General features: G+C 69.6%; 14 protein-coding genes. 12 read left to right on the top strand and 2 right to left on the bottom strand.

Features of this window, described 5'->3' with window-relative positions; genetic code table 11:
* Window positions 1-833 precede the first annotated feature (833 nt).
* Together ABD350_RS26945 and ABD350_RS26940 are read right to left on the bottom strand one after the other, a co-directional pair.
* A complete protein-coding gene (locus ABD350_RS26945; protein ID WP_344351010.1) occupies window positions 834-3,629 on the bottom strand; it encodes a S8 family serine peptidase in 2,796 nt (931 codons plus the stop codon).
* Between the two features lie 213 nt (window positions 3,630-3,842).
* Entirely contained in the window at window positions 3,843-5,495 is a 1,653-nt protein-coding gene (locus tag ABD350_RS26940; RefSeq protein ID WP_344351008.1) for a phospholipase A2, read from the bottom strand.
* Window positions 5,496-5,691: 196 nt separating this feature from the next.
* Here ABD350_RS26940 and ABD350_RS26935 point away from each other — a divergent pair, with 196 nt between their 5' ends.
* From ABD350_RS26935 to ABD350_RS26875, 12 genes are all read left to right on the top strand, one after another.
* Window positions 5,692-6,357: a hypothetical protein gene (locus tag ABD350_RS26935; protein WP_344351007.1), complete on the top strand. Its 666-nt coding sequence runs from the start codon at window positions 5,692-5,694 to the stop codon at window positions 6,355-6,357.
* A gap of 2,054 nt (window positions 6,358-8,411) precedes the next feature.
* On the top strand, window positions 8,412-9,260 hold the full coding sequence (locus tag ABD350_RS26925; RefSeq protein WP_344351006.1) for an isocitrate lyase/phosphoenolpyruvate mutase family protein: 849 nt from the start codon (window positions 8,412-8,414) through the stop codon (window positions 9,258-9,260).
* Between the two features lie 48 nt (window positions 9,261-9,308).
* Window positions 9,309-10,655 (top strand): LLM class flavin-dependent oxidoreductase, encoded by a 1,347-nt coding sequence (locus ABD350_RS26920; protein WP_344351005.1) that lies wholly within the window; start codon window positions 9,309-9,311, stop codon window positions 10,653-10,655.
* Complete coding sequence (locus ABD350_RS26915; RefSeq protein ID WP_344351003.1) at window positions 10,645-11,775, top strand: homocitrate synthase/isopropylmalate synthase family protein; 1,131 nt, start codon at window positions 10,645-10,647, stop codon at window positions 11,773-11,775. The genes ABD350_RS26920 and ABD350_RS26915 overlap by 11 nt, the downstream gene beginning before the upstream one ends.
* A gap of 9 nt (window positions 11,776-11,784) precedes the next feature.
* Window positions 11,785-13,020, top strand: coding sequence for a 3-isopropylmalate dehydratase large subunit (locus tag ABD350_RS26910; protein WP_344351002.1), 1,236 nt, complete (start codon window positions 11,785-11,787; stop codon window positions 13,018-13,020).
* Window positions 13,020-13,514, top strand: a complete 495-nt coding sequence (locus ABD350_RS26905) for a LeuD/DmdB family oxidoreductase small subunit (protein WP_344351000.1) — start codon at window positions 13,020-13,022, stop codon at window positions 13,512-13,514. Before ABD350_RS26910 ends, ABD350_RS26905 begins: the two co-directional genes overlap by 1 nt.
* Before the next feature lie 5 nt (window positions 13,515-13,519).
* On the top strand, window positions 13,520-14,284 hold the full coding sequence (locus tag ABD350_RS26900; RefSeq protein WP_344350999.1) for a class I SAM-dependent methyltransferase: 765 nt from the start codon (window positions 13,520-13,522) through the stop codon (window positions 14,282-14,284).
* A gap of 44 nt (window positions 14,285-14,328) precedes the next feature.
* Entirely contained in the window at window positions 14,329-14,733 is a 405-nt protein-coding gene (locus tag ABD350_RS26895; protein WP_344350998.1) for a GNAT family N-acetyltransferase, read from the top strand.
* Window positions 14,730-15,890 carry an ATP-grasp domain-containing protein gene (locus ABD350_RS26890; RefSeq protein ID WP_344350997.1) on the top strand — a complete coding sequence of 387 codons (1,161 nt, stop codon included), beginning with the start codon at window positions 14,730-14,732 and terminating at the stop codon, window positions 15,888-15,890. Before ABD350_RS26895 ends, ABD350_RS26890 begins: the two co-directional genes overlap by 4 nt.
* 1 nt (window position 15,891) lies before the next feature.
* The gene (locus tag ABD350_RS26885) at window positions 15,892-17,061 is read left to right on the top strand and encodes an ATP-grasp domain-containing protein (protein WP_344350996.1); all 1,170 of its coding nucleotides are present in this window, start codon (window positions 15,892-15,894) and stop codon (window positions 17,059-17,061) included.
* On the top strand, window positions 17,058-18,323 hold the full coding sequence (locus ABD350_RS26880; protein ID WP_344350995.1) for an MFS transporter: 1,266 nt from the start codon (window positions 17,058-17,060) through the stop codon (window positions 18,321-18,323). Before ABD350_RS26885 ends, ABD350_RS26880 begins: the two co-directional genes overlap by 4 nt.
* Window positions 18,313-19,377 carry a hypothetical protein gene (locus ABD350_RS26875; RefSeq protein ID WP_344350993.1) on the top strand — a complete coding sequence of 355 codons (1,065 nt, stop codon included), beginning with the start codon at window positions 18,313-18,315 and terminating at the stop codon, window positions 19,375-19,377. The genes ABD350_RS26880 and ABD350_RS26875 overlap by 11 nt, the downstream gene beginning before the upstream one ends.
* Window positions 19,378-19,400: the final 23 nt, after the last annotated feature.

The raw sequence follows: 19,400 nt of genomic DNA, 5'->3' as shown, positions 1-19,400 counted from the left end.
AAAGCCGACAGCACCCCATAACGCTTCCCGCACCCCCGCCCACCCGGCGGGGGTGCGCGCGTATATCCGCAGGAAGGCCCCGCCCCCTCCGTCCGGGCTGCTTTCCCTGCCCCCGGCTACCAGGTGGACCCGGGCCGGGGCGCTCTTCCGGCGCCCGGCCTTTCCCGCTGCGAGGCGGCCGAGGCCCGCTGACGGGCTGGGTGGGGTCCGCCGCGCGTGTGCGTCCAGTTGCTGGCGGCCTGCTGGAGGGCGGTGGCCCGCCGGCGGTGGCAGCCGCGGACGGCGTCGCCAGGTTCGGCGTCGTCGGGGAATGTCCTGGAACGGCCGGGGCTGGGCCCCTCGGGGTGCGGCTGTCCCGGCCCCTTGCATGAAGGCGACCTGGACCGGGTCGTCGCAGTCGATTCCACCGTCGTCCGCGCCAACCGGTACGCCGCCGGGGCCCGCGCAGGTGACGCACCCCGCGTTCACCGAGGTCATGTCCGGTTACGGGTGACCCGGCCGACCGGCAGACCCAGGGCCGCACCGGATGTGGTCCTGGCCGGAAGGCCTATTCGTCCAGGGAAGCCCCGGCCCGTCCGCGGCAGCGCGGGAACCGTGCCGGCATCCCGCAACCAGCCGACCAGGCAGCCAACCACAAGAAGCACGGCCGGTCGGGGGGAAGACCGCCGGCCTTCGACCGCGAGTGGCCATCCGCTACGACTAGACCGCCACCGTCTACCTCGCCGGACCCCCCTCGCTGCCCTCTTCATCCGGTCAGCAAGGTGATCCGAAGGAAAAGCACGTGATCAGCCCCCGAAGGCCGGTGCCTTCGGGGGCTGATCACGTCAACTGCCCTACCGTGCCGAGTAGCCGAAGGCCACCCCGTTGGCCGGGAGGCCGCCGGAGCCGGGCTTGTACGTGGTGGCGGGAGCGACCGTTCCGCCCTGTGTCACGTTGGACATCGGCAGCGCGTAGAGTGCGCCGGTGGCCAGGGGCCCGAAGGGCATGCCCACGTACAGCTTGGTCGCCGTGAAGTGGATGTTCTTGCCCAGGTACTGGTTGGCGCCGGGAGTGCCGGGGATGCCGTCGCCGTCGCCGGCCTCGATCCAGCGGTCGTTCGGACCGGCCGATCCGGCCAGCGAGAACGTGTGGACCGCGCCCGCGTTGGCGCCGGTGCCGAGGTCCTCACCGGGTGTTCCCACGGCGAGCCGCATGGATGCCACGGTGCTCACCGAACCGGGGGCGGTGTTGACGGCGGTGAGGTACTCGCCCATGCGGTCCCCGGTCTCGGAGGTGCCGGACACATCGTCGTCCGAGGTGCCCTGCTTCAGCTCGCGCAGGTAGCTCCAGGTGCCGTCGGGCTTGATGCGGATCTGCACCACACGGCCCGCGTTGGCACGGTCCTCGGTGCCGACCGTCACGCTCTCACCGGGCGAACCGATCGCCAGGATCGACTCCGTGGCGGACGCGGCACCGCTGGCCCGGTACGGGGCCATGGCCACCGCATACCCGAACTGGTCGCCCGCCTCGGCGCCGCCGGAGATGGCCGCGTTGCCCTGATCGAGACCGGCCAGCGGCAGAGGGTGCCCGGTGGAGTCGAAACGGTTGGCGTCGAAGATCACGACGGCGCCGGCCTTCGCCGTGCTGCCGAGGGCCTCGTTGGGGGAGCCGATGGCGATGTAGTTCTGGTCGGCGGCCACGGACCAGCCGAAGAGGTCACCCGCCTCGGGGTCACCGGGAACACCGGCCGTCGACTGGCTCACCGCCAGGCTGGTGGTGCCGTACACATAGAACGAGGAACCCGCCTTCGCGACGTCGCCGATGGCTTCCCCGGGCAGGCCGATGACCAGGTACGGCCGGCCGGAGTCGTTCACTGCGGCCGCGATGGTGTGGCCCATCCGGTCGCCCGCCTCGGAGGCCGAGCCCGCGATGGCACCCGTGCCTACGCCCTGTTCGAGGTGTGTGGCCTTCACACTGCCGGTGCCCAGGCCGCCGGCCGCGCCGTACAGGATGTCGACGAAGCCCGCGTTGGTGGCGGTGCCGAGGGTCTCGCTCGGGGTTCCGGCGACCAGGTCGGTGAAGCCGTCCTTGTTCCAGTCGATGGTGGCCAGGGTCTCGCCGAAGTAGTCCTCCGCCTCGGAACCGCCGGGCACCCAGTCCAGGTCCTGGCTGATCTCCGCGGTGCCCTTGCCGCCGCCGTACACGACGCGGATCAGACCGGCCTTCGCGTCCGTGCCCACGGTCGCCTGGGGATCGGAGATCGCGATGTCCTCCGCGCCGTCACCGTTGAAGTCGGTCATCCCGGCCGGCTTCGGGGTGGTGCCCCCGCCGCCGAGAGCGGTACCGACGTCGATCCGCGGGGTGGTGGCACCGGTGTAGATGATGCCCCGGCCGCTGTTCTTCAGCAGGGCCGTCAGGTCGGCGATGCTCTTGGTGGGGAAGGCCTGCTTGAGCACCGCGTACGCACCGGCCACATGCGGCGCGGCCATGGAGGTGCCGTTCTTGGAGGCATATGTGCCGCCGGGCACGGAGGAGACGATGCCCGTGCCGGGGGCGAACAGGTCGAGCAGCGGGCCCCGGTTGGTGAAGGCGGACAGCTCGTCGTCGTCGGTGGTCGAACCGACCGTGACGGCGGAGGAGATGCAGCCGGGCATGCTCACCGCGTCGGTGTGGCCGTTGTTGCCGGCCGCGATCACGGTGGCCACGTCGGCGGTCAACAGGCTGTCCACGACCGGCTTGCGCAGATCACTGTCGCAGGCGGTGGTGTAACGGCCGTTGCCCAGGCTGAGGTTGGCCGCGACGATCGGCGTACCCGCCTGCTTGAGCTTCAGCACATGCTCCAGGCCCTTGAGCTGGGCGCTCTGGTAGCTGCCCACGCAGGGGGCGACGCCACCGCAGAACTCCTCGGTGTTGAACTGGCTGAAGACCTGGATGGCGACGATGTCGGCGCCGGGCGCGACACCGTTCTTGGGAGCGCCCGTGAGGCCGGTGCCGTTGCCCGCGGCGATACCGGCCACATGAGTGCCGTGGTCGCAGGCGGCCATGGTCGCGCAGGGGCCGGCCGCGGTGTTGGCGGCACCGGTGCCCTCCTGTGCGTCGGCGCCGTTCGGGCACAGGCTGACGATGCCGCTCTCGGCATCGCTGGGCGAGAAGCAGGCCTCGGCCACGACCCGGTTCTTCAGGAACGGGTGGCCGGTCTCGACGCCGGTGTCCAGGACGGCGATCGCCTGGCCCGTACCCGTCTTGCCCGCCTTGACGGCGTCGTCACCGCCGATGAGCGGGATGCTCTGGTCCAGGGCCGGCGGCTCCACCTTGTCCTCGGTGACGCTGACCACGCCCGGCTTCGCGGCGAGCCGGTCGAGGCCGGCCCGGTCCACCTTGAGGGTGACCACCGGCACGGTCTCGAAGTGCTGCTTCGTCTCGCCGGCGGTCGCCGCGTCGGCGACATCCGCGAGGGTCTCGGTGACGACGTTGACGCGGACCTTGCCGCCGCCCGCGGTCTGGTCGTAGAGCGGCGGGTCGACCGGGTCGGTCGCGGCTTCGGCCGCTGTCGCGGTGCTCGGCGGTGTGTCGGCGTAGGCCGGTATCGCGGCGCCGAGGGCCACGGCCGTCATCGCGGTGACGACCGTCGCCCAGATCGTTCTCTTCATAGTGCCTCGGTGAGCAGGGGGCGTGCCATGGCCAGGCCTGTGGGGAAGCGGACATGGCTCGGCCCGGGAGGTGCGGGGGACGAGGAGGTGAGGGGTCCCGGCGGAACGGGCCGGGCGGCGGGAGGTATCCGCCGCCCGGCCCGTTCACGCCCGATGGACGTGCTCCGTCAGGAGGTTGTGCCGTACGTCGTCACAAGGTGCGCCGACCCGTCATCAGGTCTTGTTGGCACCGTTCTTCGGGTGGCCCTTCCAGGCCACGGCCTTGAGGTAGACGTACGCGTAGGAGTTGCACTTCCAGCGGACCAGGATGTTGTACGCCTTGCAGCTGTGCGTCTTCATCGTGGTGTAGAAGGCGTTGTCGACGTTCGACTTCTTGCTGCGGTCCAGGTAGTACTTGTAGCCCTTGTACGTGTTGCCGATCAGGCCGTAACCGTAGTCGTGGGTGTCACACGCGGCCCGGAAGTTGAATCCGCCCGGGCGGCTGATGTTGGGGCCGGGGGTGCTGCAGCCGTCGTGGATGATGCCCGCCACGCGGAAGCCGGTCGGCGTGTACCGGAAGTGCGGCCAGTGCCAGCCGTAGTGCGCGGCCCACGCGACGCAGCCGCGGTTGAGGTACCACATCCACTCCGTGGCGCGGTTGCAGTAGCGCGGGTAGGCCTGCGGGTCGGTGATCTCACCGGTGGTGAAGTCCTCGGCCGGAGGCGTGGTCGCGGTTCCGTCGCCGGCCGGGCCCTGCAGGGGCTCGGTGGCGGACGGCAGGTCGGTGCCGACGGGCGCGGCGTTGGGGGCGGCCGACTCGGCCGGGAACGTCAGGTCCCACTCACCACTGGACGGCGAGGCGATGTCGGAGACACGGCCCGCGGAGTCGTAGTCGTACGACGAGACCGGGTCGGTGCCCTCGACCGGGTTGGTCACGTTGCGCAGCAGACCCGAGGCGTCGTAGGAGTAGCGCGCCAGCGTCTGCGTGGTGGCACCCGACGTGAGGGTGATCTCCTTGGCACGGCCCGTGTACTCACCGAGCGCGGTGCCGGTGGCCGTCGTGGCGGCCGAGTACTTGACCGTCAGCGACTGCGCCGGGGCGTCGGCCGTGGCGGGCTCGCTGACCGTGGCGACCCGGCCCTTGGTGTCGTAGGAGACCGTGGCGGTGGCGCCGTCGGCCACATTGCCCACGCTGGTCACACGCCACTTGTCGGTGCCCGGAGCGACCTGCTTCCAGGTGTAGGTGGCCGTGAGGTCGGCGACCCCGATGGCCGCGTCGGCGTCCTCGTCGCCGGTCACATCGGTGTCCGGGCTGCCGGTGGCCGGGGCGAGGGTCTCGACCGCGGTGGTCACCAGCGTGCCGGTCGCCTCGTTGTACGTGGTGGTCTCGGTGAGCTTGTCGCCGGTGGCGGTCTCGTACTTCTTGACGCCGCCGCCGCTCGGGTAATCGACGCTGCTCTTCAGAGCGTACGAGACGGAGACCTTCGCGTCGAGGTCGGTGACCACGACGGAGTCGGCCTTCTGCTCCAGCTTGCGGTTGAGCTGTCCCCCCAGGAACCCGGCTTCCCAGCCGGGACCGAAGACGCCCTGGTCCGGACGCGTCGCGGGCGCCGACTCCGGCCTGGCGACTCCGTCCGCGCCTTCGGTCACCGTGTGGGTGCGGCCCATGAGGCCCTCGGCCACATCGGTCTCGTACAGCTCGAAGGACTTCTCCGCGGTGGAGTACAGACCGGGACCGACCTGCTGGATCTCCCCGTCGGCCAGCGGCGGGTCGACAGTGGCGGCCGTGGCCTGCGGCTGCTCGGTGACAGCGGCTCCGGCGGTCTGCTGCGGGAGCAGCAACGCCATGGAGAGTGCGGCCATGACAGGCAGGGCTGTCTTGCGCACGAGTTCCCCCCTCGTGTCGTAGGTGTGTTGCTTGATCGCTGCGGACCTTAAACCGGCGCTGATCACGACCACAAGGGCCTTACAAATAGAAGTAGTTGATTCCGCTTCTTGCAGCAGTGAAGAGCTCCCGGCCGAGGCCCGGGGTTGAGTACGCGTACTCATGTGGCGTGCGCACCCCCGGCCCAAGACTGGGCGCATGAAGCGAACCCGAGCCCGGATCACGGCAGTTGACCCCGTAATGCGCCGCCGTCGGCGCACCCTCGCGGTGACAGCTCTCGCCGCTCTGGCCCTGACCGCCTGCGGCTCCGGGCAGCCGGATTCCCAGGGGGAGCGGGGCGCGACCGCCGATGCCGTTTCGGCCAGGAAGGACGCGGCCTTCACCAAGATGCTGGACGAGGTGGCGCGGGAGTGCCCTCCGCCGGGCACGAAGCGGGAGTCACCGGCCGCCCCGAAGGGCGAGGCGCCGACCGCTCCGGTGGAGGCGCCGCCCGGCGCCACGGTGGAGCCGCCGCCGGGCGGCGCGGTCGAGCCCGTCGCTCCCACGACGGGCCCCGAAGCGGAGCTGGACGCCCGTGACTGGTGCGCCGGTGTCCAGCACGAACAGCGCGTGGCCGAGGCGGTCCTGGGACTGAAGCAGCCCGATCCCGCCCAGGTCAGGAAGACGCTGAACGGCCTCGGTTACATCGACGAACGCATCCACGGCCTGAAGCGGTCCGGCGCGGTCACGAAGTTCGTCATCGACCTCCGCGACAAGGGAGGACGCCTGTGCCTGGACGGCACGGCCAACGGCGAGCTGACGGAGGTCGAGACTTGTGTCGCACCTGCGGATGGACAGTTCAACATCGCGAATATCCAGCGTTGACGGCGAGCCCCGGTGGACTGGTTGCCGACCTCGCCCACGGCCCACCGGTCCGCCTCGCGCGTGAAGCTGATTTCGCCAGCAGGTGGTGTTCCGGCGATGCCCCGACTGCCAGGAGCACAACATCGTGCGCGAGGACGACTTCGTCTGCGTCTTCTGCGGCAGCGATCTGCCGGAGACGTGGAACATGGATCCGGCCGTATGACGGTCGGGGGTCACAGCCACTCGTTGATGACAGCGGCGAGAACAGTCGCTTCGTAGCGGAGCGCGAGCTTGCCGTATGGAACAACGGGCAGACCACAGGAAGGTGCCTGGGGTATGGAGTCCGGTCAGGTAGATGGTGGCGGTCTTCTCGTAGCGGGTGGCGATGCCGGGCCACTGCTTGAGGCGGTTGATGCACCGCTCGACGTGTTCCGCCGCTTGTAGGCCTGGTGGTCGAAGGCGGTCTGCCTCCGTGGCGGCCGCGTCGCAGGCGGTTGGCCCGTCGGTCCGCCGGGACCGGGATCACTGTGGGGATGCCGCGTCTGCTCAGGTGGTCGCGGATGGCGCGGGAGGAGTAGGCCTTGCCGGTCATGACCACGTTCGGTCTGGTCCGGGGTCTGCCTCGCGGCGGGGGACGCGCAGGCGGGCCATCACCGCGGTGAAGGCGGGAGTGTCGCCGGCCTGCCCGGCGGTGAGGTGGAACGCCAGGGCCGGCACCGGTCGTCCGCGGCGAGACGGATCTTCGTGGTCGGCCCGCGGCGGGAGCGTCCGACGGCGTGGTCGCCCGGCTCACCGGCCGGGGCCCCTTGGTGCGGCCCCGGCCGCGTGCTGTGAGCGCGCACGACCGTGAAGTCCACCGAGACCGCCCAGTTCCATTCCTCGTCGGCGTCCGCCTGGGCCATGAGCGCGGTGAACACCGGCTCCCACGTGCCGTCGGCGACCCGCACCCGCAGCCGGTTCCGGCCACCACGCCTCGGCGTCCGGTCCGGCGGCAACGGGGCTCGATCCGCGCACACTGCGCGCCAGCCGACGACACACCGGACCAACGAGCAGAAGATCCAAGCGAACTGAGCGCGTCGAGCATCGCGGACGGTCTCTCCGGTGCGGCAACGGACGTGGTCGGCTCCATCACCTGCAGGCAAGGCTCCTGGCCGGACGCGTACGCGAACCAGACGCCACACAGCAAAGAAGGGTAAAGAATACTGTTAAGATTCTTTACCGGTCCTGCTGGGCACTGAGGCATCCGATCGCAGCTCGCCCCGCGCCGCACTCGGCCCTCCCCGCCGGCGCGCGACGCCCCGCGCGTGCGTGGTGTCCCCGTCGCCCAGGTGCCCGCACCCGCGGGTGAGGGGTTACTCGGCGAACGACAACCGGTCAAGTGCGGTCGCAGTCACGATGCGTGAGCGATAGATGTACCGGCCAAGCGTCCGTCGCTGAGATCCATGGCTACTCTCGGCAATCAAACGTGAGCCAGGTCACTTCCTGATGTGTGCAGTGGTGACTATCAGTGGACGAAGCATGGCCGCTCGACGTCCGGAAGGTTGATTTCGCGCGACACTGAAGGCACCGGACGGTGGCTTGAAACAGGCCCCCGCAGAGTCGGCGGCAGGGACGGGTGTTGACGCAGAGGCGGAACGGATCTTTTCCTTTACCTGCCTCTCCGTGACCGGGAGAGACACCTCCCAAAGGGGGATAAGCAGAGGTGATCGTGCTCTGCGCGCAGTTCCACTTTCTCCGCGTGCTACGGGAGCAAGCGGATCCTCTCTGCGGGTAAGCCTGTAGTCCAGCGGTATCGACCTGGCAGATCGTGGCCGTCGGCCACTGATTTTCACGCTCGTACCGTGCTTCTCGCGCTGACATCGTTATCTTCGGCGGACCAGCGGTCCCTCAGGCCGTGCCGAAGTCCGGTCAGGGAAGCCAGGGCAAGGTAGTCGACCCTCCGCGAGCGAGGGGCCGGACACCTGCCGACCGGCGAGGGAGCACATTCGTCGACAGGGGAACCAATGAGTATTTCCACCGTAGGAAACGAGACCCGTCTGGCATCCCTGCGGGAGTCGTTCGCCCGAGGAAAGACTGTGCGCATCATCGAAGTGCACAGTCCACTGGCTGCCGTCATCGCAGAACACGCACAAGGGAAAGGGCCGAACAAAAGGGCGTTCCACGGCTTCTGGTCGAGTTCGCTGACCGACTCCGCACTGCGTGGCCTGCCGGACATCGAGCTGCTCGACATGGAGCTGCGGCTGTCCTGGATCGACCAGATATTCTCCGTCAGCACCCTGCCCCTGGTCATGGACGGGGACACCGGAGGACAGGTCCGCCACTTCGAATACATGGTCAAGGCCATGGAGCGTCGTGGTGTCTCGGCCGTGGTGATCGAGGACAAGAGCGGAGAGAAGCGAAACTCCCTGCTGCCCGGTGACGGACTGCACACCATGGCGTCGGTCGACGATTTCTGCGAGAAGATCTCCCGCGGAAAGGCCGCACAGTCCTCCTCCGAGTTCATGATCATCGCCCGTCTGGAGGGGCTCATCACCGGCCTGCCGCGACAGGAGATCCTGGACCGCGCCGGCGCGTACGTGGCCGCCGGTGCGGACGGCCTGGTGCTGCACAGCCGCAGCGCGGACGAGGGACCCTTGCTCGACCTGGCCCGCGAACTGCGCAAGCGTCACCCGCACACCCTCCTGGTGGCGATCCCCACCGCCTACCCCTCCGTCACCGAGGAGGATCTGCACGCGGCGGGCTTCAACCTGATCATCTACGCCAACCAGATGCTCCGCGCGGCGACCAGGGCGATGGAAGAGGTCAGCCACCGCATCCTCGACCACGGCCGGGCCCTGGAAGCCGGGGAAATCTGCATCGAGACCTCGAAGCTCCTGTCGATGCCCGACGACAAAAGGCCCATCGTGCGGGCGCCCCGCAGCTGATCACCCGGAGCCGACCACATGCCCTCGCAACGCAGGGAACACATGGTCATGGGTGCCTATGTTTCCTACGGCACCGGCCACCACGCCGCATCCTGGCGGCATCCCGCAAGTGACACCACGGCCACGCGCAACCTCGACCACTACGTAGAGGTGACCCGGCTCGCCGAACAGCACCTGTTCGACACGCTGTTCCTGTCCGACGCCCCGGCCGTGTTCAACGACGACCGGGCCGGCTTCGGCGGACGGGTGACCTTCTTCGAACCCCTCACGCTGATGGGTGCACTGGCCATGGTCAGCCAGGACATAGGCCTGGTGGCAACGTCCTCGACGACCTACAAGGAGCCCTACAACCTGGCTCGCGAGTACGCCAGTCTCGACATCATCTCGCAAGGGCGCGCCGCCTGGAACCTGGTGACCACATCGAAGCTGGCGGCGGCCCGGAACCTCGGGCTGCCCTCCCACCCCGCGCACGCGGAGCGGTACCGACGGGCGAACGAGTTTATCGACATCGTGCAGGGGCTCTGGGACACCTGGGAGGACGACGCATTCCCCGCCGACAAGGCGAAGGGCCGGTTCTACGACCCCGCCAAGCGCCACGAGCTGCGTCATCGGGGCAGTGTCTTCTCCCTGGACGCGGAACTCAACGTCTCGCGACCGCCGCAGGGTTACCCGGTCATCGTGCAGGCCGGCTCCTCCGAGGCCGGCCGTGAACTGGCCGCCAGAACGGCCGAGATGGTGTTCACGGCCCAGCCGGACCTGGATTCCGCCCTCGTGTTCGCGAAGGACCTCGACCGGCGTGCGTCCCGCTATTCCAGGCTGAACCCGGACGTCATCATTCTTCCGGGCCTCACCGTGTACGCGGGAACGACCGAGAAGGAGGCCCAGGACAAGGTCGAGGAACTCCAGTCTCTCATCCGGCCGGAATTCGGGTTGAGCATGCTGTCGGATCTCGTCGGCGGATTCGACCTGTCCTCGTGTGACATCGAGGGACCGCTGCCGCGCCTGCCACCCAGCAACGCGAACACGAGCCGTCGCATGCTCATCGAGCGACTCGCCTACGACGAGGGGCTGAACGTCCGCCAGCTGTACGAGAGGATGACCACCTCACGCGGACACATGACCCTGATCGGCAGCTATGACGCGGTCACCGACGAAATCGTCCGGTGGTTCGAAAGCGGCGCCGCCGACGGGTTCAACATCATGCCGCCGTTGCTGCCGGAAAGCCTCGGCGACTTCTCCGAGAACATCCTGCCCCGGCTCCAGCACCGGGGAGTCTTCAAGCGGCGGTACCGCCCCGGGACGCTTCGCGAGAAGTTGGGACTGCGTCGTCCCGAGAACCGGTACGTCACCCGGAACGTCACCACATCGGAAGGGGAACACCATCATGCGCGATGACCTGATTCTTGAGGACACCACCCTGCGCGACGGCGAGCAGACTCCCGGGGTGGCGCTCTCGGCGGAGAAGAAGGTGAAGATCTTCAACGCCCTCGTGGACGCCGGCGTGCGCTGGATCGAGCCGGGCATTCCCACCATGGGAGGCGAGGAGGTCAAGGCGCTCAAGGAGATGCTGGAGCGCCGCGACGAGGTCACCCTCATCGGCTGGAACCGCGGTGTGCGAAGCGACGTGCAGAAGAGCATCGACCTGGGCTTCCGGGCTGTGCACATCGGTCTGCCCACCTCCGACAACCACCTGAAGAACTCGGTGCGCAAGGACCGCGGGTGGCTGCTGGCCACCGCACAGGACATGGTGAAGATGGCCAAGGACCAGGGCTGCTTCGTCAGCATCAGCGCGGAGGACATAGGGCGGACCGAGCCCGAGTTCCTCAAGGAGTACGCCGTCGCCGTCGCCGAGGCGGGCGCCGACCGGCTGCGTCTGTCCGACACCATCGGCATCCTGTCGCCCAGCCAGTACGCCGAACGGGTCCGCGCCATCACCGGCGTCTGTGACATCGACCTGCAGGCCCACTGCCACAACGACTTCGGGCTGGCCGTGGCCAACACGCTGGCCGCCATCGAAGCCGGCGTGCGCTACTTCCACGTGACGGTCAACGGCATCGGCGAGCGGGCCGGCATGGCCGACCTCGCCCAGGTGGTGATGAGCCTGCGCCAGTGGTACGACGTCGACCTCGGTATCGACACCACGCAGCTCACCGCGCTGTCCCGCCTGGTCTCCCACGCCTGCGGCTTCCCCTCCTCGCCGTGGCAGCCGATCGTGGGGCCCAACGTCTTCGCGCACGAGTCGGGCATCCACACCACCGGCATGCTCCGGGACCCCTCGACGTTCGAACCCTTTCCCCCGGAGCGGGTCGGCGGTGAGCGCAAGCTGCTCGTGGGCAAGCACTCCGGACGCGGCGTGATCGCCCACGCCCTGGGCGAGGAGGGCGCCGAACTGGACTCGGACACCCTGGACGAGCTGCTGCGGGAGGTGCGCGCCGAGGCCATCGCCACCGGCGGGACGGTTCCTGCGCACCGTCTTCGCGAGATGGCCGGCAAAGCCCGCGCCGCACAGCACTGAGGACCGGGTGTGACGAAGAAGCTAGTAGGCGGCGTCCCGCTGGCCGAACAGATCATCGCCGGCCACTTGGCCGGCGGTGAGGGCCCGGTCACGCCGGGCCGGCTGGTCACCGTCCGTCCCGACCGGGTCTATGTACAGGACGGCAACGCGCCCACCATCGCCAGGTTGTACGAACAGCACGGTTTCACCACGGTCTTCGACCCGGAACGGGTGAGCTTCGTCTTCGACCACTCCGTTCTCGTGGCCGACGTCGACATGGCCGACCGGATGAAGGACGCGGACAGGTTCGCGGCACGTCTCGGAGTGGACGTACGGGCACGGGGCCAGGGGATCAGCCACGTGCTCGCCGCAGAGGTCGGCTGGTTCTCCCCCGGCGCCCTGGTCCTGGGTTCCGACTCGCACACGTGTGTGGGCGGTGCCTTCGGGGCGCTGGGGCTCGGGATGGGCGCTTCGGACATCGTGGCCGCGATGGTGACGGGGACCACCTGGCTGAGGGTCCCCGACACCGTCGAGGTGAGGTTCACCGGTACGCCGGCACGGGCCACACGGCCGCGTGACGTCCTGCTCTCCCTGTTGCGGGACAAGGGCCAGGAGCCCTTCCTGTACCGGTCGGTGGAGTTCACCGGAGCGTGGGCGCGTTCGCTCTCCGACGACGCGTCCGCCAGCCTGGCCAGCCTGGGCGTCGAACTCGGTGCGAAGTGCGTCTTCGTCCCCGACGAGCAGGGGGCGATCCCCACGGGGACGGCGCCGGGACTTCCCCGGGTCGACTTCGACATCGGCGGCCTGCAGCCGACGGTGGCGCTCCCTCACCTCCCGGCCCGGACCGTGCCGCTGGACGAGGCGGCGGGCACACCGATCTCGTACGTCTTCCTGGGCAGCTGCACCAACAGCCGGCTGGAGGACATCGCCGAGGCGGCGGCGGTCGTGCGGGGGCAGCGGGTGGGCCCGGGAATCCAGTTCGTGGTCACCCCGGGCTCCAACGCGGTCTACCGTGAGGCGATGCGTGCCGGCTATATCGACACCCTGCTGACCGCGGGAGCCGTGGTCACCCCCGCCGGCTGCGGCACCTGCGTGGGAACCCAGGGCCCGCTGCCCGCCCGGGGCGAGAACGTGCTGTCGACCATGAACCGCAACTTCCGCGGCCGGATGGGCAATCCCGAGGCCAACATCTACCTGTCCTCGCCCGTCGTGGCTGCCGCCACCGCGCTGACCGGTGCCATTCCCAGGGTGGAGGACCTGCCGTGATGCACACGTCGACGTACCGGGTGCGCCGGGTCTCGGGTACGGTCTCGACCGACGACATCATCCCCGCCCGGTACAAGCACATGCACACCGACCCGAAGCTCCTCGCGCCGCACCTGTTCGAAGCGTATCTCCCAGGGTTCGTCGACACCGTCGAGCCGGGGGACGCGATCGTCAGCGACTCGGTCTTCGGTATCGGCAGCTCCCGGGAGCAGGCGGTCTCCACCCTCCTGGCCAACGGGATCGGCCTGGTCATCGCTCCTCGCTTCGGGCGGATCCTCTTCCGCAACTGCTGGAACCTGGCGCTGCCGGCCATCGAAGCCGACACCGATCGCCTCGCCGAAGGGATGACCATAACCCTCGACCTGGGGCGCGGGGAGATTCGGTGCGAGGGGACGACCCTCGCCACCTTCCCCGAACCGCCGCCCTTCCTCCTGGAGATGATCACCCACGGCGGACTCCTGCCCCGTGTCAAAACCCGAGTTACTGGAGCGTAAGCCACTTGTCCACTTCCGAAGCCAAGTTCGACGGACTGGCCAACAACTACGATCAGGCGCGGCCGCGCTACCCCGCCGAGCTGTTCCGGCACGTCGTCGAGTACCTACCGAAGACCGACCGGCTGACGGTCGTCGACGCCGGAGCCGGGACCGGCATCGCCCTGGAGGGACTGCTGCCGCACCTGCCCGACGACGCGGCGGTGCACGCGGTGGACGTGTCGACGGACATGATCCGGGTCGGGCGGGAGAAGTTCCCGCATGTCGTGTGGCACGAGGGTACCGCCGAGGGCTACCTCGCCTCGTGCCCGTCCTCCTCCGTCGACCTCGTGGTAGCCGCCCAGTCCTACCAGTGGATGGACCGGGCCGCCTATGTGCGCGAGGCCGCGCGGTGCCTGGGCCCCGCCGGGTTGTGCCTGGTCATCCAGAACAACCGCAACCATGCGGCCGGCGGTTTCGCCGCCGCGTACGAGGACCTGCTGGAGGAACTCTCGCCCGGCTACAGCCGCTCGTACCGCAGCTTCGACGTCGCGGACGAACTGGGCGTGGTGTTCGCGGAGGTGGAGCGCCGGGCATCCGAGTGGGTGCAGACGCTGACCGTCGACGAATTCGTCACCATGAGTTCCTCCTCCACCCAGGCCCAACGGGCCGTCGCAGCCGTCGGGCCGGTCTTCTACGCCCGGTTGCGAGAGCTGTGCGCGCGGTACGGAGACGGCGAACGGGTGCGGCTTCCCTACGTCAGCGAGGCGTTCTACGCCGTCCGCCCGCGGTGATCGTCGTCCGGATCCGGCAGGCGCGTGCCGCGGACGCGACGTCCGTGGCGAACCTTGTCCACGAGGTCTATCGGCCTTTCGCGGCGGGGTTCCGCCCCACCGCGCTCACATGGTCCGGCGAGGCCGTCCGCGCCTGTGCCTCCTCCTGGCTGATGGCACACAGGGAGGACGAGCTGGTGGGCGTGGTGCACCAGACGCCGGATCCGGCGGGACACACCCTGGACGCCCTGGCCGTCTCCGCCCCTTGGCGCCGGCGCGGCATAGGGACGCAGTTGGTCGCCGCCGTAGAGGACCGGGCTCTGGCTCTGGGAAGACGCCGTATGGTGATCGCCCTGCGCGATAGTCTCGGCGCCAACATCGAGTTCTTCACCTCCTTGGGCTACCGGCCGACGCAGCCTTTTCCCCCAGCCCATCACCTCTATGTGAAAGAGATCGGTGCACGAGAGTGACTGTTGTCTGTCTGGGATATCGAGCAGGTTTCGTCGAGGCGGCTCGACGACGAGACCTGGACCTTCACTTCGTCGTCGACAAGCTGAAGCCGGGGCTGAGCGGCCTGTCCTACACGAGAGTCGCCGACCTCTCCGACGGCGAGGAGGTCCTGCGTGCCGTGACGGAATATCCGGGCACCGACGTCAGCGCGGTCGTCACCGGCCACGAACACCCGATGTTCGCGGCGACTGTGCTCCGTTCGGTGTTCGGACTGCCCGGTGACACCGACCTGGCACGGTGCCTGAAGTTCCGCGACAAGCGGATCCAGAAGCGCGCGGTGTCCCCGCGCGTTCCCACCGCCGAGTGCGTGTACCTGAAGCCCTCCGACCCCGACTACGCGGCACTGGCGGAGCGCCTCGGTGCGACCTTCGTGGTCAAGCCGGCGGACGGTTTCGGCTCCCAGGCCACCGAACCCGTCCGCAGCCAGGAAGAACTCGACGACTATCTGCGCCGTCATCCGTTCGTGTCCGACGTCCGGGCGGTGGCCGAATCGTTCGTGGAGGGCCACGAAATACACGTCGACGGCGTGTGGCGGGACGGCCGCCTGGTGTGGGCCGCGGTGTCGAGCTACCTCGCGCCGCTGATGGGCTGGACCCAGGGGGGTGCCGTCGCCGACGCACCGCTCGGGCCCGCCGAGAGCGAACTGAGCGACCGGGCGGGCCGGTTCGCGTCCGACGTGCTGCGTGAACTGGACGCCCCCGACACCGTCTTCCACCTTGAGGCGTTCGTGCGGCCCGACGGGGAACTGGTGCTGGGCGAGGTGGGAGCGCGTCCGGCCGGCGCGCTGACACCCGAGGTGCTGCGCATGACGCACGGGGTCGACCTGTACGGCGCCACCCTCGACGTGGCGCTCGGCCGGGCGCCCGAGGTGCCGGAACAGGGGAGCGAGCCCACCGACCTGTTCGGCTGGATCTATCTCGTCCGCAACCCGGACCGGGATCTGTCGGAGGAGTCCTTCCGTGATCGTTTCGACCTGGTCGAGGTGGACTACCCCGCGCCGGAGAACGACCGGGTGGGCATCTACGGCCGCTGCGGACACGCCATCGTCAAAGCGGGCACCCACAAGGAACTGGTACAGGAACTGCGTGCGATAGCCGACTTCAACCGGAGCGCCTGACGTGTCGGAATCCAGGATCCGCGTCCTCGTGCTCGGACGCGACAAGGAATGGGCCCGCCGGGCCATGAGCACGTTCTCGGACACCCACGAGTTCGTCCGTCTCCCTCCCGAGGCGGAACGGCACGAGAGGCTGCCGGGCCCCGGCCTGCTGCGCGCCGCCGACGAGCTGATGTCCCGTCGGCCGTTCGCCGCGGTGGTGGCGACGAGTGAGAGCACCATGCTCGCCGCCGGGTTCCTGCGCAGCCAGTACGGCCTACCGGGACTCGACTACCAGCAGAGCCTGCTGGTCACGAACAAGTGGCGGATGCGCGGCCGGCTCAGCGCCGTGGCGCCCTCCCCCCGCGCCTGGCTGTCCGGTCGGTTCCTGGCGGACGAGCCGGAGCTCACGGCCGGCGCCACCGACGTGGTCGTGAAGCCGATCGCCTCTTCGGCGTCACGGGACGTGCGCCGGATGCCGGTCGACCGGGCCCGCGCCTGGCTTGCGAGCCAGGACGGTCTGTGGCTGGTCGAGGAGGCCGTCGCGGTCGAGCGTGAGTTCCACTGCGACGGCGTCTTCCACGACGGCCGGGTCTCCTGGCTGGTGATCTCCGAGTACGACCGGCCGGCACTGCAGACCACCGGGACCTGGGGCACGTCGTTCCTGCGCAGTGACGATCCGCTGCGGCCCCGGCTGACGGATCTCACCCGCCGCGTGATCGAGGCGCTCGACGCCGGCGACGGCGTCTTCCACGTGGAGTTCCTGTACGACGGTGCACACCTGTCCTTCGGGGAGGTCGGTGCCCGTCCAGCCGGCGCCGGCTGGGGAGAACTGCTGCGTGTCACGACCGGAGCGGACATCTGGGCCGCCTTCGTGGCCGCGCAACTCGGCCTCGACCACCTCGGTTTCGCGCCCGAGCATCCGGCGGCCGAGATCAGCGGGATGCTCTGGGCCCGCCCCAACGCGGACGGCAGCCTGCCACTGCCGGCGGCCGAGGCAGGCCGGCTACCCGGCGTCGTCCTGATCGGCGAGGGGAACACGACTCGCGGGGCCGACCCGACGAACTCCTGCGATTTCGAGTACCGCGCCTACTTCGAGGGACTGACCGCGGAGGGGGCCGCCCGGCTGAGGACCGCCATCACGGCCCCGAGCGGCGCCGGACCGGTGACGGCGGGGATCGGCACGGCCCCATGACGCATGTGGCGACTCCCCGGCCGGCACGCAGCGCCAGGTGGCTGCTCACCTTCTTCTGCACCAGCAGCGTCGCCGAGACCCTCCAAGCGGTCACCATCATGTGGGCCTCCTACCGCCTGAGCCACAACGCGGCGGTGACCGGGGCGATGAACGCCGCGGCTTACCTGCCCGGTGTCGTCCTGGGGCTGATCGTCCGCAAGAGGGCCGACTCGGGAGACGCGGCCCACCGGCTGTCGCGGACCAACTGGGTGCTGTTCGCCGGATCCTCGCTGCTCGCCCTGGTATGGATGGCCGGCTCGCCTCCAGGGCCGGCCCTGGGCGCGTTCGCGGTCGTGCAGTGCAGTCTGAGCTTCGTCAAGACGATGAACAAAGCGCACGCGGGCCGGGTCATCCGCCAGGGCTACGCGGCGTCGGAGGCCGTACGGCTGCGTCAGCGCTCCACCTCGCTGGCCCAGGTCGGCGGGGCGATCGGCGGCGGGGCCGCCGGTGTGCTGCTCGGTGTCGGAGCGGTCGGCTGGTGCTTCGCCACCGCGGCCCTCCTCTACCTGGCCGGACTGCTGGCGGTGCGACACGCCTCCCCCTCGCGGCCGCACGAGGAGGAGACGACGGCCACCGCAGCCGCCCCGGTGGCCCAGGACATCGGGCGAGCGGGGGCATCGACCGGAAAGAAGCCGGTGAGGAACTCGTCGGCCGGCTCACGCGTACTGCTCACGATCCTGCTGTACTCGTTCCCCAGCAGCGGCGCGCTCCCGTTCATCTCCACCGTCGCCGTCCCCCTGGCCCAGACGGTGTCGCCCGGATCCGGCGACTTCTACGCGGTGCTCAGCGTGGCCGGCATGAGCGGAGGATTCCTCGCGGGAACGGCGCTGGCCGGCGGACGACTGACGTCGCACCTCGTCCTGCGGGCCGCCTTCCTCGTCGGCGCGGCGTTGACCGCCGGCATCGCCGTCACCCGCTGGCCGGCCGCCGTCGTGCTGTTGTTCCTCGTGCTCAGCGCCGTCCTCACCACCCATGTGATGGTGATGCAGGTGCTGACCAACCAGGCGCCGCCCGAGGACCAGGTGGGACGGTTCACCGTGGTGCGCAACGCCGTCGCGGGAGTGGCCAAGTGCGTCGCCGCACTGGTGGCCGGCTGGCTCGTGGAGGGCCTCGGACTCACCGCCGCCTGGCTCGTACTCGCCGTCGTCCTGGGCGCGGCCGGGCTCAGTTGGTGGGTCGTGGGACGCAACAGGGAGATGGAGGAACTGGTCGGTGCCACCTAAGACGACGTTCATCGACTACGTACGGCGCAGGCGCTGGGACCTGATCCGTCCGGATGCGCCGGCCGCGGCCGCCGACGAAGTCCTGGCCCTGCTGGGTCTCGACGACGCCTCGCTGACCCGGTGGGCCGCGAGTGGGACCGTCCTGGTGTCGCTGCCGCACGCCAGCCCCAACGTGTTCGACCCGCGCACGCGGGTCTGCTGGTACGCGGGCACCCTCCAGCGACGCAAGGCGGACCCGCCCCACCACGTCCGCGTCGTCCTCCCTCACATCAACTTCTCCGACCTCGGCTGGCGCCCCTACGCCTGGTGGTACCTGGACGAGGACGGGAAGGTGCGCTGTCATCGTCAGTTCTCCCGGAACAAGAAGCGCAAGCATGTGACCGTCGCCAGTCAGCCGCCGATGGACGTCACGCTCGACGGAGCGACCCCGACGGACCTCGAAGCGTCCCGGGTCGCCCGATGGGGAGCGGACCTGGCCGTGTCGTACATGCTGGTCGGCTCGGTGGTCGAACGGGCGGCCGGCATGGTGTCCGGACCAGTGGCGACCTACCTGCCGCTCTCTCTGCTCGTCTCCTTCGTACAGGAACACGCGGCGGATTCCGCCGCCGTGGCCGGCGAGTCCGGCGAGTCGCTGCTCGCCTGGAGCCGCCTGCTCACCGGCCAGGCGCAGGGACGCCGGGTGGGGACCGACGGCGTGCTCGTGGAGTGCCCGGCACAGCAGGCAACCGTGTTCGACAACTACAGCAACCTCGCGATGCTCTCCTTGCTGGGCGACTGCCACGTGCTGGGCGGCGCCAAGATGGCCGGCTACTGGCCGCACGTCCAGCGCCGCGTCGACGCGCTGCGGCAGGTCGGCGCCGAGGACATGCGCGACCCACGCATCGTGGTGGTCCCCGATGTCGACCTGCTGCGGTTCGCCGGGCCGTCACCGGCGGTCGCGGAGCAACTGGAGCGCCAGGGCGTTCCGTACAGCCAGGGGTTGGCGGTCGTGGAGCACGGTGGCTTCGCGGAGCGGACCGACCCGTTCGAGCCGGTCGGAACCGAGACCGGGTGAAGGACGCCAGGGAGCGGAGGGCG

The organism is Streptomyces nogalater, assembly GCF_039532885.1.
Classification (GTDB): domain Bacteria; phylum Actinomycetota; class Actinomycetes; order Streptomycetales; family Streptomycetaceae; genus Streptomyces; species Streptomyces nogalater.
Note: the sequence above shows the minus strand (reverse complement) of the source record. Positions and strands in the feature narration are given on the sequence as shown.

Bases quoted from the DNA above. Each gene is read 5' to 3' on its own strand.
- ABD350_RS26920 (WP_344351005.1), top strand. From the start codon at position 9,309: ATGGGTGCCTATGTTTCCTACGGCACCGGCCACCACGCCGCATCCTGG.
- ABD350_RS26935 (WP_344351007.1), top strand. From the start codon at position 5,692: ATGAAGCGAACCCGAGCCCGGATCACGGCAGTTGACCCCGTAATGCGC.
- ABD350_RS26915 (WP_344351003.1), top strand. From the start codon at position 10,645: ATGCGCGATGACCTGATTCTTGAGGACACCACCCTGCGCGACGGCGAG.
- ABD350_RS26905 (WP_344351000.1), top strand. From the start codon at position 13,020: ATGCACACGTCGACGTACCGGGTGCGCCGGGTCTCGGGTACGGTCTCG.
- ABD350_RS26880 (WP_344350995.1), top strand. From the start codon at position 17,058: ATGACGCATGTGGCGACTCCCCGGCCGGCACGCAGCGCCAGGTGGCTG.
- ABD350_RS26945 (WP_344351010.1), bottom strand. From the start codon at position 3,629: ATGAAGAGAACGATCTGGGCGACGGTCGTCACCGCGATGACGGCCGTG.